General features: G+C 72.2%; 13 protein-coding genes and 1 pseudogene. 10 read left to right on the top strand and 4 right to left on the bottom strand.

Annotated elements, in window-relative coordinates; all coding sequences use genetic code 11:
• The first annotated feature begins 120 nt into the window (after positions 1-120).
• The 3 genes from ACRWNP_RS29030 (at position 121) to ACRWNP_RS29020 (ending at position 3312) form a co-directional block, all read left to right on the top strand.
• Positions 121-1368: a ubiquitin-like domain-containing protein gene (locus ACRWNP_RS29030; protein ID WP_431966493.1), complete on the top strand. Its 1248-nt coding sequence runs from the start codon at positions 121-123 to the stop codon at positions 1366-1368.
• 39 nt (positions 1369-1407) lie between these two features.
• Complete coding sequence (gene rsmA, locus ACRWNP_RS29025) at positions 1408-2301, top strand: 16S rRNA (adenine(1518)-N(6)/adenine(1519)-N(6))-dimethyltransferase RsmA (RefSeq protein ID WP_431966491.1); 894 nt, start codon at positions 1408-1410, stop codon at positions 2299-2301.
• Between the two features lie 102 nt (positions 2302-2403).
• Positions 2404-3312: a 4-(cytidine 5'-diphospho)-2-C-methyl-D-erythritol kinase gene (locus ACRWNP_RS29020; RefSeq protein WP_431966489.1), complete on the top strand. Its 909-nt coding sequence runs from the start codon at positions 2404-2406 to the stop codon at positions 3310-3312.
• 47 nt (positions 3313-3359) lie between these two features.
• Here ACRWNP_RS29020 and ACRWNP_RS29015 read toward each other — a convergent pair whose 3' ends face one another.
• Both ACRWNP_RS29015 and ACRWNP_RS29010 read right to left on the bottom strand, forming a co-directional pair.
• Entirely contained in the window at positions 3360-3611 is a 252-nt protein-coding gene (locus ACRWNP_RS29015) for a type II toxin-antitoxin system RelE family toxin (RefSeq protein WP_431966574.1), read from the bottom strand.
• A complete protein-coding gene (locus ACRWNP_RS29010) occupies positions 3608-3883 on the bottom strand; it encodes a type II toxin-antitoxin system Phd/YefM family antitoxin (RefSeq protein WP_431966487.1) in 276 nt (91 codons plus the stop codon). The genes ACRWNP_RS29015 and ACRWNP_RS29010 overlap by 4 nt, the downstream gene beginning before the upstream one ends.
• Before the next feature lie 267 nt (positions 3884-4150).
• Here ACRWNP_RS29010 and ACRWNP_RS29005 point away from each other — a divergent pair, with 267 nt between their 5' ends.
• Complete coding sequence (locus tag ACRWNP_RS29005) at positions 4151-4507, top strand: hypothetical protein (RefSeq protein WP_431966485.1); 357 nt, start codon at positions 4151-4153, stop codon at positions 4505-4507.
• Between the two features lie 28 nt (positions 4508-4535).
• Here ACRWNP_RS29005 and ACRWNP_RS29000 read toward each other — a convergent pair whose 3' ends face one another.
• Positions 4536-5111: a Uma2 family endonuclease gene (locus tag ACRWNP_RS29000; protein ID WP_431966483.1), complete on the bottom strand. Its 576-nt coding sequence runs from the start codon at positions 5109-5111 to the stop codon at positions 4536-4538.
• Positions 5112-5310: 199 nt separating this feature from the next.
• Between ACRWNP_RS29000 and ACRWNP_RS28995 the strand changes: the two genes are divergently transcribed.
• The 3 genes from ACRWNP_RS28995 to ACRWNP_RS28985 all read left to right on the top strand — a co-directional run bounded on the left by ACRWNP_RS28995 (position 5311) and on the right by ACRWNP_RS28985 (position 10040).
• On the top strand, positions 5311-7101 hold the full coding sequence (locus tag ACRWNP_RS28995) for an ABC-F family ATP-binding cassette domain-containing protein (protein ID WP_431966481.1): 1791 nt from the start codon (positions 5311-5313) through the stop codon (positions 7099-7101).
• 405 nt (positions 7102-7506) lie between these two features.
• Positions 7507-9063 (top strand): PQQ-binding-like beta-propeller repeat protein, encoded by a 1557-nt coding sequence (locus ACRWNP_RS28990; RefSeq protein ID WP_431966479.1) that lies wholly within the window; start codon positions 7507-7509, stop codon positions 9061-9063.
• 245 nt (positions 9064-9308) lie between these two features.
• Positions 9309-10040, top strand: coding sequence for a helix-turn-helix transcriptional regulator (locus tag ACRWNP_RS28985; protein WP_431966572.1), 732 nt, complete (start codon positions 9309-9311; stop codon positions 10038-10040).
• 153 nt (positions 10041-10193) lie between these two features.
• Here the strand turns inward: ACRWNP_RS28985 and ACRWNP_RS28980 are convergent.
• Positions 10194-10463: pseudogene (locus ACRWNP_RS28980) on the bottom strand (Na+/galactose cotransporter); the annotation flags it as partial.
• Between the two features lie 112 nt (positions 10464-10575).
• Here ACRWNP_RS28980 and galT point away from each other — a divergent pair.
• From galT to galK, 3 genes are all read left to right on the top strand, one after another.
• Positions 10576-11667 (top strand): galactose-1-phosphate uridylyltransferase, encoded by a 1092-nt coding sequence (galT, locus tag ACRWNP_RS28975; RefSeq protein ID WP_431966477.1) that lies wholly within the window; start codon positions 10576-10578, stop codon positions 11665-11667.
• 100 nt (positions 11668-11767) lie between these two features.
• Positions 11768-12757 (top strand): UDP-glucose 4-epimerase GalE, encoded by a 990-nt coding sequence (gene galE, locus ACRWNP_RS28970; RefSeq protein WP_431966475.1) that lies wholly within the window; start codon positions 11768-11770, stop codon positions 12755-12757.
• Positions 12754-13899, top strand: a complete 1146-nt coding sequence (gene galK, locus ACRWNP_RS28965) for a galactokinase (protein WP_431966473.1) — start codon at positions 12754-12756, stop codon at positions 13897-13899. Before galE ends, galK begins: the two co-directional genes overlap by 4 nt.
• Positions 13900-14007: the final 108 nt, after the last annotated feature.

Below are 14007 nucleotides of genomic sequence, written 5' to 3'. Positions count from 1 at the left end.
GCGAGCGCCGTCGCGGGCCACCCGTTCGGCGACACGTCGTGACCAAGCGGCTTGGGAGAGTGATGAATTCTCCGCTATGGTCCCGGTTCGGTCCGAATCGGACCGGGCCGGAGGTACGCCGTGAGCAACAGGAGCAAGGCGGGCACGACGCGGGCCGGGACTCGGTCCTCCGCGAACGGCCCCAACCGCGGGACACCGGGCACGGCCCCCGCCGCCGGGGACGTCGAGCCGCGTCCGGGGCGCGCGGCGGCGCGGCGCAGGCGCGCCACGCGTCGCCCCGACGCGCTGAGCATGCTGCTGCCCCGGGCCCTGGTCGTCGCGTGCCTGGCGGGCGGCAGCACCGTCTACTTGGCCGGGGGCAAGGCGGTGCAGCTCAGCGTGGACGGTCAGCCGCGCACCCTGCACACCTTCGCCGGGAGCGTCGAGGAACTGCTGCAGCGCCAGGGCATCGAGGTCGGCGACCACGACATCGTCGCCCCCGGCCCCGACGCGGCGCTGCAGGACGGCGACACCGTGGCCGTCCGCTTCGGCCGCCCGGTCGCGCTCACCCTCGACGGCAGGCCCCGGCGGATCTGGACCACGGCCGGCACCGTCGACGGCGCCCTGCGCCAGCTCGGCGTGCGCGCGGACGGCGCCTACCTGTCCGCCTCCCGCGGCGAGGCCATCGGGCGGCACGGGCTGGAGCTGGACGTCCGCACCGAACGCCAGGTGACCTTCCTGGCCGACGGCCACGAACGGCCCGTCCGCACCAACGCCGCCACCGTCGGCGAGGCGCTGCGCGACGCCGGCATCGCGCTGCACGGCCTGGACGCCACCTCCGTCGACCCCGACAGCTTTCCGCGCGAGGGCCAGACGATCTCCGTCATGCGCATCCGCGGCCACGACGAGGTCCACGAGGAGCCGGTGCCCTTCCCCGTCGAGCGGAGGAAGGACCCCTCGCTGTTCGAGGGCACCACCGCCGTCGACACCCGGGGCAGGAACGGGCTGCGCCGCGTCATGTACGCGTACCGGACGGTCGACGGGGTCCGGCAGAAGCCTCGGCGCATCTCCGAGGAGGTGCTGCGCGAGCCCGTGCGGCAAGTCGTGCGCGTCGGCACCAAGCCGCTCCCGGACAGTGTCGAGGGAGCCGACCACCTCAACTGGAAGGCGCTCGGCCAGTGCGAGGCGGGCGGGCGGCCGAACGCGGTGGACGCCTCCGGCACCTACGGCGGTCTCTACCAGTTCGACCGGCGCACCTGGCGCAACCTGGGCGGCCGCGGCCGCCCCCAGGACGCCTCGGCCAAGGAGCAGACGTACCGCGCCAAGCGCCTGTACATCCAGCGCGGCGCCAGCCCCTGGCCGGTGTGCGGCCGCAAGCTCTACTCGTAGCCCGGCAAAGGCGCGGCCGGCCCCGGATACCCTTGAGCGGTGAGCACCACCGACCACTCCGGTCCCGCCGACGACGCCCTGCTCGGCCCCGCCGACATCCGTGAGCTGGCCGCCGCGCTGGGCGTGCGCCCCACCAAGCAACGCGGCCAGAACTTCGTCATCGACGCGAACACGGTGCGCCGGATCGTACGCACCGCGGACGTCCGGCCCGACGACGTGGTCGTCGAGGTCGGTCCGGGGCTGGGCTCGCTCACGCTGGCGCTGCTGGAGGTGGCCGAGCGCGTCACCGCGGTGGAGATCGACGACGTGCTGGCCGCGGCCCTCCCCTCGACCGTCGCAGCCCGCCTGCCGGACCGCGCGGGCCGCTTCGCGCTCGTGCACCGTGACGCGCTGCGCGTCGAGGAACTGCCCGGTCCGCCGCCCACGGCGCTGGTGGCCAACCTGCCGTACAACGTGGCCGTCCCGGTGCTGCTGCACATGCTCGCGACCTTCCCGAGCATCGAGCGCACGCTGGTCATGGTGCAGTCCGAGGTCGCCGACCGGCTGGCCGCCGGTCCCGGTTCCAAGGTGTACGGGGTGCCCTCGGTGAAGGCCGCCTGGTACGCGGAGGTGAAGCGGGCCGGGGCGATCGGCCGCAACGTCTTCTGGCCCGCCCCGAACGTGGACTCCGGGCTGGTCTCGCTGGTCCGCCGCAAGGAACCGCTCCGCACCACCGCCACCCGCGAGCAGGTCTTCGCGGTCGTGGACGCCGCCTTCGCGCAGCGCCGCAAGACGCTGCGGGCGGCGCTGGCCGGCTGGGCGGGCTCGGCCGCCGCCGCCGAGGAGGCGCTGGTGGCCGCGGGGGTCTCGCCGCAGGCGCGCGGTGAGGCGCTGACCGTGGAGGAGTTCGCGGCGATCGCCGAGCACGGCGGGGCCGGCGTCCCCCGGCGCTAGCAGGGGGCACAATGGGGGCGCCGCCGCGCCCGGCGCGTTACCGTCCCCGTACGACCCGCGCGCCGCACACCGCACGACCCACGCACCGAGGAGAACCGCGCCGTGACCCGCAGCCCCGCGCCCGTTACCGTCCGCGTGCCCGCCAAGGTCAACGTCCAGCTCGCGGTGGGCGGGCCGCGCCCCGACGGTTTCCACGACCTGGCGAACGTCTTCCTCGCCGTCGGCCTGTACGACGAGGTCACCGTCACTCCCGCCGACGAGCTGCTGATCACGGTCGCCGGACCGGACGCCGGCCAGGTCCCGGCGGACGCGAGCAATCTCGCCGCCCGCGCCGCGATCGCGCTCGCCGCGCGGCACGGCCTGGAGCCGCGCGTCCACATCCACATCGCCAAGGACATCCCCGTCGCGGGCGGCATGGCCGGCGGCAGCGCCGACGCGGCGGGCGCCCTCGTCGCCTGCGACGCGCTGTGGGGCACCGGCGCGAGCCGCGAGGAGCTGCTCGCGATCTGCGCCGAGCTCGGCAGCGACGTCCCCTTCAGCCTGGTCGGCGGGGCCGCCCTCGGCCGGGGCCGCGGCGAACTGCTGGAGCCGCTGGAGACCGGCGGCGCCTTCCACTGGGTCTTCGCAGTCGCCGACGGCGGCCTGTCCACCCCCGAGGTCTACCGCGAGTGCGACCGGCTGCGCGGCGACGCGGCGGTGCCGGAGCCGGAGGCGTCCGCGGCCCTGGTCGAGGCGCTGCGCGCTGGTGATGCCGTCGCCCTCGCCGGCGCCCTGGCGAACGACCTGCAGCCCGCCGCGCTGTCCCTGCGGCCCTCGCTGGCCGCGACCCTGGCCGCGGGCACCGAGGCCGGCGCCCTGGCCGCCCTGGTCTCGGGCTCCGGGCCCACCACCGCCTTCCTCGCCAAGGACGCCGAGTCCGCGCACGCCGTCGCCGGCGCCCTCGCCGCCTCCGGAACCTGCCGCGCGGTCCGGGTCACCACCGGCCCCGCGCGGGGCGCGACCGTGGTCTGAGCGCCCGCGTCCACGGGGCGGGTATGCGTCGGTTTGCGAGCCGGACGTCAGCCCACACGGCCGATCTTGACGATGAGGACGGTGACGGCCTCGGCCTCCGGCCGGTACAGAACCCGCCAGTCGCCCACGGACAACCACCAGTACCCGGAGTCCCCCAGGGCGCGTGCCGCTCGGGGACGCGGTTCACGGGCCAGGTCCCTGACGGCAGCGGCGCCTGCCTTGGCGCCCACCGGATCAACGGAACGCAGGCGCCGGAATTCGTCCATGGCCCGGTGCTGCCAGACGACGGTGTGGGTCAGGAGGCCTCGGCCTGACGATCCTCGTTCTCCAACAGGGCAATGAACTCGTCATGCGTCATCGCCGGGCCTGTGGGAGCGGATTCGCGTCCCGCCGCCTCGGCCGCGTCCGCCGCCTCGCGCAGACGCTGGAGTTCCTCGAGTTCGCTTATCGGGATGAGAGCGGCGGCGGGTTTGCCGTACTCGCTGATCAGGATGTGTTCGTGCCCGTGCCGGACGCGGCCGACGAGCTGTCCGAGCTGGTTGCGGGCTTCCACGAGCGGATACGTATCCATGTGAAGACTGTACATAGCTGCGGCTGTGTACGGTGGGCGATCACCGCGACGCCACGCTGATCGCAGCACCCGCTGCCGCTGCCGCTCCCGCGCGGCCCGGGGATGCCCCCACCCGCAGGGGTGCCCGAGGGGCGGTCAGGCCCAGCGGGTGACGCGGCCGCACTACTCTGGGAGGTCGTTCTTTCGTAGTGACAGGAGTCCCATGGCCGTCAACCTGGTCAACGTCGAGGCGCGGACGAAAGAAAGATGCTCCGTGCCGGGTGGGCCATGCACAGCACCCTGACGGAGCACGCGCGGTGCCTCTACGGAGACGAGTACCGACCCACGCCGGAGTGCGGTCTCGAACACCGAGAGCGCAACTTCGTCGAAGAGCTGACCTTCGCTGACGCGGATTCGATCCTCGCCATGCTGCGTGAGCTCTGTCCGCACATTGTCGACGGGCGTCTGCCGGTCTGGGTCCGGAATCTGGCCTATCGGCTGGTGCTGTTGCAGCGGCCGGACGAGCCGACGCTCATGCGAGAGGCTGCCGAGAGCCTCTGGATGCACGGCCCGGATTGGGATGATGTCGCAGCAGACCTGACGAGAAAGGCCGACGCCCTGGAAACGGGCGAGCCGGTCGTATGACCGGCCGGACAGAACTGGCGCAGAACAACTAGCGCACCAGATCCTTGACATCGATGGAGACAGGGAACGGGACGGGGGTGTCCAGCCGGTCGCGATGCACACCGGTGGCCACATAGGCCCGGGTGGTGTCGTCCAGCTCGTAGGTGTGAACCGCGGGGAGGCCGTTCTCGTCCTCGACGCGCCAGAGATGGCGGATGCCTGCGTCAGCGTAGAGGCCCGGCTTGTAGCGTCGGTCCCGGTCCTCGGACTCGGCGGACACCACCTCGACCACCAACTCGACCTCTTCCGGGAGGAATCGGGTGCGCTCCGGCGCGTAGGGCACCGAGGCGACGATGATGTCGGGCTCCGGACGGCTGCGTCGATTGAGCTTCACGGTCATCTGCGCTTCGACGGTCCAGTCCACGGGGGCGACGCTTTCCAGCGCGGCGGTGAGTCGGCGGATCACCCGGTCGTGCCAGCTGCGCTGGGGGGCCATGTTGAAGATCAGCGCTCCGTCCAGCAGCTCGATGTGACGCGGGGCGTCGGCTGGGAGCAGGTCCAGGTCGTCGGCCTCCCAGCCGCTGTCCCGGGGCGGGTACATCCATGGCGGCAGCGCGATACTCACAGCGACGCTCCCCTTTTCGACTGCCATAGCTTCGGCTGGAATCAAGAATGCCACGCGAACGTGGCGTCTCACTGTCCGGTCAGTGGGCTCCGCCGAGTGGTACAGGTGTTCGATGTGAGGTCTCGGCCGGCCGGCATCCGGCCGGCGGCGACTAGGCTGAGGGAGTCGGTCGTCCGTAGCCCTTGGGAGCACAGCACCTGTGGCACTTAACTTGGTCAACGTCGAGTCCGTCAGCAAGGTGTACGGAACGCGCACCCTGCTGGACGGGATCTCGCTCGGCGTATCGGAGGGCGACCGCATCGGTGTGGTCGGCCGCAACGGCGACGGGAAGACGACCCTGATCCGGATGCTGGCGAAGCTGGAAGGGCCGGACACCGGGCGGGTGACGCACACCTCGGACCTGCGGCTGGGCGTACTGACGCAGCACGACAGCCTCGACCCGCGGGCGACCGTCCGGCACGAGGTGGTCGGCGACCGCGCGGACCACGAGTGGGCCGGCGACGCGAAGATCCGGGACGTGCTCACCGGGCTCTTCGGCGGGCTGGACCTGCCCGGCTTCCCGCAGGGGCTGGACACGGTGATCGGGCCGCTGTCCGGAGGCGAGCGCCGCAGGATCGCGCTGGCGAAGCTGCTGATCGCCGAGCAGGACCTGATCGTGCTCGACGAGCCCACCAACCACCTCGACGTCGAGGGCATCTCCTGGCTCGCGGGCCATCTGCGGGCGCGCCGCTCGGCCCTGGTGTGCGTGACCCACGACCGATGGTTCCTGGACCAGGTCTGCACCCGCATGTGGGACGTGCAGCGCGGTGACGTCCACGATTACGAGGGTGGTTACAGCGACTACGTCTTCGCCCGCGCCGAGCGCGAGCGGATCGCCGCTACCGAGGAGGTCAAGCGGCAGAACCTGATGCGCAAGGAGCTGGCCTGGCTGCGTCGCGGCGCCCCCGCCCGCACCAGCAAGCCGCGGTTCCGCATCGAGGCGGCCAACGAGCTGATCGCCGACGTGCCGCCGCCGCGCGACGACGCCGAGCTGATGAAGTTCGCGACGACCCGGCTCGGCAAGACCGTCTTCGACCTGGAGAACGTGACCGTGCAGGCCGGGCCGAAGGTGCTGCTGAAGCACCTGACCTGGCAGCTGGGCCCCGGCGACCGGATCGGCCTGGTCGGCGTCAACGGCGCCGGCAAGACGTCCCTGCTGCGGGCGCTCGCGGACGCCGCCGCCAGCGAGGGCGAGAAGCAGCCCGTGGCCGGCAGGGTGGTGGTCGGCAAGACCGTGCGGCTGGCCTACCTGTCGCAGGAGGTCGCCGAGCTCGACCCGGCGCTGCGGGTGCTGCAGGCGGTGGAGTCGGTGCGCGGACGGGTCGACCTGGGCAAGGGCCGGGAGATGACGGCGGGTCAGCTCTGCGAGAAGTTCGGGTTCACCAAGGAGAAGCAGTGGACCCCGGTCGGCGACCTGTCCGGTGGTGAGCGGCGACGGCTGCAGCTGCTGCGGCTGCTGATGGACGAGCCCAACGTACTCTTCCTCGACGAGCCCACCAACGACCTCGACATCGAGACCCTGACCCAGCTGGAGGACCTGCTCGACGGCTGGCCGGGCTCGATGGTGGTCATCTCCCACGACCGCTACTTCCTGGAGCGGACCACCGACCGCACCTTCGCCCTGCTCGGCGACGCCACCCTGCGCATGCTGCCGCGCGGTATCGACGAGTACCTGGAGCGGCGCCGGGCGGCCGTCGAGGCCGCCGCCCCCGCGCCCGCCCCGGCCAAGCCCAAGGGCGGCGGCGACAGCCGGACGGCCAAGAAGGAACTGCAGCGCATCGAGCGGCAGTTGGACAAGATCGGCGAGAAGGAGTCCAAGCTGCACGCCGCCATCGCCGAGAACGCCACCGACTTCGAGAAGGTGGCCGAACTCGACATGGAGCTGCGGTCGCTGGCGGGCGAGCGCGAGGAACTGGAGATGCGCTGGCTGGAGCTGGCCGACGAGGTCTGACATTCTCCCCGGCCTGGAGGCCGGGCATTCGCCTGCACCCACACGGGCTGTGTGGGTCCCTTCGGGTGGGTTCCCGCTTCGTCGCGCGGTGCCGGGACGAGTCCCGGTCCCACCTGCGCTCCACGGGCTGACACCGCCTGCGAAGCCGCTTCGGCGGATCGCCGGTCGTCGGGAACGGCAGCCCCTCACCACGGGCGGTCTCCCGCGCCCGCGGGGCGTCGTCACTGGTCCGAGTTCAACGGCGAGGCCAACCACGTCCACCTGCTGGTGAACCTCTCGCCGAAGGTCGCCGGGTAGCAGTGCCGTAACGGTCCTCGGGCGCGGGGGCGGAACCGTGCGTGACCGGTGGTACAAAGAGGGTCACCGACCGCCCCCGCACACCTGTGCCCCGAAAGGTGCCCGCTGATGTCGCAGCCGCCGCCTCCTCCCGGCAACCAGCCCGGATTCGGGCCGCAGCCGCCTCGGTACGGTTACCCGCCGCAGCAGCCCAACCCCTACGCCCAGCCGCCGGTGCAGCCGCAGGGCCGGCAGCCGCCACCCCCGCCGCCGGGCCCGTACGGCCCCAACCCGTACGCCCAGGCACCGACCCAGCCGCTCCCCGGGTACGGCCACCAGCCGTACCCGCAGCCGCCGAAGCGCGGCGGCGGCAAGGCGGCCGGGATCGCGGCGGCGGCGATCGCGGCGGTCCTGGTCGTCGGCGCGGGCGTCTTCCTGGCCACCACGGGCGACGGCGACCCCTCGGACACCCCGGCGAAGGGCGGTAGCAGCCGGCCCGCCGGCGACGGCCCGCTCAAGGCCCGCGCGTTGTGGGACAAGAAGGCGGTGCGGCCGCCCAAGGCCGAGATCACCGCCCCGGTGGCGGAGGCCTGGTTCACCGGCAACGCCGTCGTGAAGACGATGCCGGACGCGCTGCGTTCCTTCGACATCGACAGCGGCAAGGAGAACTGGTCGATCCCGCTGGACGGGGATTCCTGCCCGGGACCGGAGTCGGCGGCCGGCGACCGCCTGGTGCTGCAGTACGGCACGGACTGCGACAGCGTGATCGCCGTCGACATCGCCCAGGGCAGGAAGCTGTGGGCGAAGAAGCTGCCCAGCCCGAACGGCCGGACCTCGCACAGCTACCCGCAGATCGCGCTCACGGGAGACACGGCGGCCGTCTCCTGGATCGGCGGCTCGGTCGCGTACAGGATCAGCACCGGGGCGGTGCTGTGGACGCCCAAGGCCGGTTCGGAGTGCACCGACAAGGGCTACCACGGCGGCGCCGCGCTGGTCGCGGTCGTCGAGTGCGGCGGCTTCGGCGGTGACGAGTACGTCCAGGGCCTGGGCGAGGGCGGCGCCAAGAAGTGGTCCTGGCAGGTGCCGAACGGCAGTGAGGTGTACAGCGTCATCTCCACGGACCCGGTGGTCGTGGGGCTGTCGGCGGGCAGCCCGTCGATGACCGACATCGTGTACCTGGAGGGCGGCAGGATGAAGAGCCGCATCTCGCTCGGCGCGGGCGGCGCGGACGCCACGTACCGCATCCACTGCGAGGACAACCGGTGCACCAACGTCGCCGTCGACGGCACGACCATCTACCTGCCCACCAGGACCCACTCGGGCAGCGGCACCTCCTACTCCCAGACGAACGAGATCGCCGCGCTGGACCTCACCACCGGCAAGCCGAAGTGGCTCGCCAAGCCCGACCAGGAGCGCGAGCTCAAGATCGTGGGCGTCAGCGGCGGCAAGGTCGTCGCCTACCAGAAGAACACCTACGCCAAGCCGGGCCGCCTGGTGCGGCTCGATCCCGCGACGCGCAGCTTCACCCTGTTCATGGAACTGCCGGAGAGCGGCAAGGACCTGGAGAACGACTTCCTCGACAGCGACTCGGGCCGGTGGCTGTACAAGGACCACTTCTTCCTGACCTCCGATCACATCTCCGCCTCGGCCAACCTGACGGACCGGTCCATCGCCGCCTTCGGCTGACCTCCTCGAACAAGCACACCCGGTCGTAAGTCGGCCATGTTCGGAGATAACGCGGATTTAGGGATGCTTCTGCCGAGTAGGGGGCGCAAAGCGTCGAACAAGCGTGTACCTTCCCGGGCATGGCCCGGGCCCGCCGGGGGCACAGGCGGTATGCCGGACGGGCTTCGCCACGGCATGTGAGGGGGACCGGCTTGGACTCGGTGGGCAGGCCCGCACCAGTCCATGGGGGGATGAGGGGGACGCCCATGGGCGTACGGCTGGTCGTCGTCGACGATCATCGTCTGCTGGCCGAGGCGCTCGCCTCGGCTCTGAAGCTGCGCGGGCACCGGGTGCTCGCGGCGGCCGCGCCCGCCTCGGGCGCGGCGGATCTCGTGCTGAGCAGGTCGCCCGAGGTGTGCCTGATCGGGACGGCGGCGCCGGCCGAGCCGGGCGCCTTCGACGCGGTCGTCCGCATCAAGCGGGAGCGGCCCGGGGTCGCGGTGCTGGTCCTGGGTCCGGTGCCCAACCCGCGGGGGATCGCCGCCGCGTTCGCGGCCGGAGCGTCCGGCTACGTACGGCACGACGAGCGGATCGAGGGCGTCGAGCGGGCGATGGCCAAGGCGCGCGCCGGCGAGGTGGCCGTGGCGCCCGGGCTGCTGCAGGGCGCGTTCGCCGAGCTGCTCAATCCGGTGGCCGAGCCGGACGACGAGGGCACCAGGCTGCTGCAGATGCTCACCCCGCGCGAGGTCGAGGTGCTGTTGCGGGTCGCGGACGGCGAGGACACCCGGCTGATCGCGGCGGGCATGCGGATCGCGCCGAGCACCGCCCGTACGCACGTGCAGCGGGTGCTGATGAAGCTGGGGGTGGGCTCCCGGCTGGAAGCCGCCGCGCTGGCCGCCCGCACCGGTCTGCTGGACCGGGTCGGTCACCACCTCCCGGGCGGTGCGATCCCGGCTCAGGCGTCTCCCGTGGATCGTGCGGGGAAGGAGGGGGACTGAGCTTCATCCACAGGAGGAAGAGCAGTCCCGGCACCAGCATGCCGATCCCGGTCCAGAGGTCGATGTTGATCCCCTGGGCCTTGGCGATGTCCGCGTCGGGGACCCGCACGCCCTGACTGCGGGACGGCGCGTCGGTTCCGCAGCATTCACCAGAATGGCGCCGATCCAGTACCAGTGCACCGTGTACGCCCCGTAGCGCGCGCCGTTGGCGGCCATCCCCAGGATCTCGGTCGCACACGGGTCGGCGGCGATGAACGCCGGACCGGTGCCCCAGGCGGGCAGCGACCGACTGGACAGGAAGAAGCCGAGGCCGGTCCGGACGGCGCGGCGGGCGGCGAATCCGATGCCGAGGACGGCGACGAAGCAGATCGCGAGGATCGAGTAGTCGAGCGCACTGCTGGGTTGCCGTAGCCCTTCTGTCAGGTTTTGCGTGGTTTGATCACTCCCCGCAACGGGGCCTCCGTTGACGTTGCTGTTGCCTTGTGATTCATTGTGTTTGATTCTGTTTGCTGGCGTGGTGTGAGGAGCCCGCAGGGTGAAGAAGACATCGACCCGGCTCGCCGACGGGCGCGAGCTGATCTACTACGACCTGCGCGACGACGAGACCCGCGACGCCGTCGACCGCCGCCCGCTGGACCCGGTGACCAGCGCCTCGGAGATCCGCCAGGACCCGCTGCTCGGTGACTTCGTCGCCATCGCCTCCCACCGTCAGACCCGCACCTACCACCCCCCCGCCGACGAGTGCCCGCTCTGCCCGTCCAGGGACGGGCGCTCTGGGGGCACCCCCTTCGGGGGAGAGATCCCGGACGACCACTACGACGTGGCCGTGTTCGAGAACCGCTTTCCCTCGCTCACCGGAAAACATGGCCGTTGCGAGGTCGTCTGCTTCACCGACCGGCACGACGGGTCGTTCGCCGACCTCACCCCGGAGCAGGCACGGCTGGTGCTCGACGCCTGGACCGACCGCACGGCCGAACTCTCCCGGCTGCCCGGTGTCGAGCAGGTCTACTGCTTCGAGAACCGCGGCGAGGAGATCGGCGTCACCCTCGGCCACCCGCACGGCCAGATCTACGGCTACCCACACGCCACACCGCGCACCGAGCTGATGCTGCGTTCGCTGGAACGGCACCGCGAGGCCACCGGCGGCCGCAACCTCTTCGACGACCTCGTGGCCCGTGAGCGCGAGGACGGCAGCCGGATCGTCCTGGAGGGCGAGCACTGGACGGCGTTCGTGCCGTACTCCGCGCACTGGCCGTACGAGGTGCACCTCTACCCGCGGCACAGGGTGCCGGATCTGACCGGCCTGGACGAGGCGGCCCGCGCCGAGTTCCCCGGGATCTACCTGGAACTGCTGCGCCGCTTCGACCGGCTCTTCGGCCCCGAGGGCCCGTACCGGCCCGGCGCCGCAGCGGAGCCGCCGACCCCGTACATCTCCGGCTGGCACCAGGCGCCGCTCTCCAGCCCGCTGCGCGAGGAGTTCGCGCTCCACCTGGAGCTGTTCACGATCCGCCGCACCAAGGGCAAGCTCAAGTACCTGGCGGGCTCCGAGTCCGGCATGAGCGTGTTCATCAACGACGTGCCGCCGGAGACCGCCGCGAGCCGCCTGAGGGAGGTCGCCTCCCCGTGAGCGGCGCCCCTGTGATCGTCACCATGCCCCACCACCGGCGCGTGTTCATCCGGCGCCGCTACGGTGGCCCCGAGTCGAACCCGAGAAAGGCTGTGACCCCGTGAGCGACCCTCGCACGAAGAAGGTTCTGGTCACCGGAGGCGCCGGTTACGTCGGCAGCGTCGTGGCGGCCCATCTGCTGGAGGCGGGGCACCGGGTCACCGTCCTGGACGACCTGTCCACCGGCTTCCGGGACGGTGTCCCCGAGGGCGCCGGCTTCGTCGAGGGGCGGGTCCAGGACGCGGCGAAGGTGCTCGACGCCACCTACGACGCGGTGCTGCACTTCGCCGCCAGCTCCCAGGTCGGCGAGTCCGTCGTCCACCCCGAGAAGTACTGGCGCAACAACGTGGCGGGCACGCTGGACCTGCTCACGGCGATGCGTGACACCGGGGTGCGGCGCCTGGTCTTCTCCTCCACCGCCGCCACCTACGGCGAGCCGGAGTCCGTTCCGGTCACCGAGGACGACCCGACGCTGCCGACCAACCCGTACGGCGCCTCCAAGCTCGCCGTCGATCACATGATCACCAGCGAGGCGGTCGCCCACGGCCTGGCCGCGGTCTCCCTGCGCTACTTCAACGTCGCGGGCGCCTACGGGGCGTTCGGCGAGCGTCATGCGCCCGAGTCGCACCTCATCCCGCTCGTGCTGCAGGTCGCCCAGGGCCGCCGGGAGGCGATCTCCGTCTTCGGCGACGACTACCCCACCCCCGACGGCACCTGCGTCCGCGACTACATCCACGTGGCCGACCTGGCCGAGGCGCATCTGCTTGCCGTCGACGCGCCGGCTCCCGGCGAGCACCTGATCTGCAACCTCGGCAACGGCAACGGCTTCTCCGTGCGCGAGGTCATCGAGACCGTCCGCCGGGTCACCGGTCACCCCGTCCCCGAGGTCGTCGCCCCGCGCCGCGGCGGCGACCCGGCCGTCCTGGTCGCCTCCGCCGAGCGGGCCAAGGAGCGCCTCGGCTGGCGTCCCTCGCGCACCGACCTCGACGGGATCGTCCGCGATGCCTGGACCTTCGCGCAGGACCTGCAGAACCAGGAGGGCGGCAAGTGAGCGAGGACGGCTTCCGCGCCACGTACGGCACCGGCCCCGAGGGCGTCTGGGCCGCCCCCGGCCGGGTGAACCTGATCGGTGAGCACACCGACTACAACGACGGCTTCGTGATGCCTTTCGCGCTGCCCCACACCACGGTCGCCGCGGTCGCCCGCCGCGCCGACGGCCGGCTGCGGCTGCACAGCGGCTCGCCCGACGTCCCCGCCGGCGTCGTCGAACTGCACGTCGACGAACTCGAACCCGGCGGCGGTGCCGGCTGGGCCGACTACCCCGCAGGCGTCATCTGGGCGCTGCGCGACGCCGGGTACGAGATCACCGGCGCCGACATCCACTTCGAGAGCACCGTCCCCACCGGGGCGGGGCTGTCCTCCTCGGCCGCGCTGGAGGTCGTCACCGCCGTCGCCCTGAACGACCTCTACGGCCTCGGCCTGGAGCGGTGGCGGATCGCCCGGCTCTGCCAGCGCGCGGAGAACGTCTACGTGGGCGCGCCCACCGGGATCATGGACCAGACCGCCTCGGCGTGCTGCACCGAGGGGCACGCCCTGTGGCTCGACACCCGCGACCTGTCGCAGCGCCAGATCCCCTTCGACATGGCCTCCCAGGGCCTGCGGCTGCTCGTCGTCGACACCCGGGTCACCCACGCCCACAGCGAGGGCGAGTACGGCAAGCGGCGGGCGGGCTGCGAGGAGGCGGCGGCGCAGCTCGGCGTCGAGGCGCTGCGGGACATCCCCTACGAGAGCCTCGACGAGGCCCTCGCCCGCGTCGAGGAACCCGGACTGCGGCCGCTGGTACGGCACGTGGTGACCGAGGACCGCCGGGTGCAGCGAGTCGTCGAACTGCTGGAGACCGGCGACGCCCGCGCCATCGGGCCGGTGCTGACCGAGGGCCACGCCTCGCTGCGCGACGACTTCAGGGTCTCCTGCCCGGAACTCGACCTGGTGGTGTCGGCCGGTGTGGAGGCGGGCGCCCTCGGCGCGCGCATGACCGGGGGCGGCTTCGGCGGTTCGGCGATCGTGCTGGTGGAGGAGTCCGCCGCGAAGAAGACCGCCGAGGCGATCGCCGCCGCCTTCGCCACGGCCGGCCACCGCGAGCCGCGGGTCTTCACGGCGGTGCCGTCCGCGGGGGCCCGCCGGATGGTGTAGCCGCTCGGCCGGGTCGTCAGGGTGCGGTCCGGGTGTCCGTGTCCGGCTGTCTCGCGCCCGAAGGGCGCGAGACGAGCCCGCAACCACCCACCATGCTTTGTCGGGACC

It is taken from the genome of Actinacidiphila sp. bgisy160, assembly GCF_965342435.1.
Taxonomy (GTDB): domain Bacteria; phylum Actinomycetota; class Actinomycetes; order Streptomycetales; family Streptomycetaceae; genus Actinacidiphila.
The sequence above is the reverse complement of the archived record's forward strand: the minus strand, read 5'-3'. Positions and strand labels throughout refer to the sequence as shown.

What these genes read in the sequence shown, in the direction of transcription:
- ACRWNP_RS29010 (WP_431966487.1), bottom strand. Translation starts at nt 3,883, where the DNA reads ATGGATACGTATCCGCTCGTGGAAGCCCGCAACCAGCTCGGACAGCTC.
- ACRWNP_RS29005 (WP_431966485.1), top strand. Translation starts at nt 4,151, where the DNA reads ATGCACAGCACCCTGACGGAGCACGCGCGGTGCCTCTACGGAGACGAG.
- ACRWNP_RS28985 (WP_431966572.1), top strand. Translation starts at nt 9,309, where the DNA reads ATGGGCGTACGGCTGGTCGTCGTCGACGATCATCGTCTGCTGGCCGAG.
- ACRWNP_RS28990 (WP_431966479.1), top strand. Translation starts at nt 7,507, where the DNA reads ATGTCGCAGCCGCCGCCTCCTCCCGGCAACCAGCCCGGATTCGGGCCG.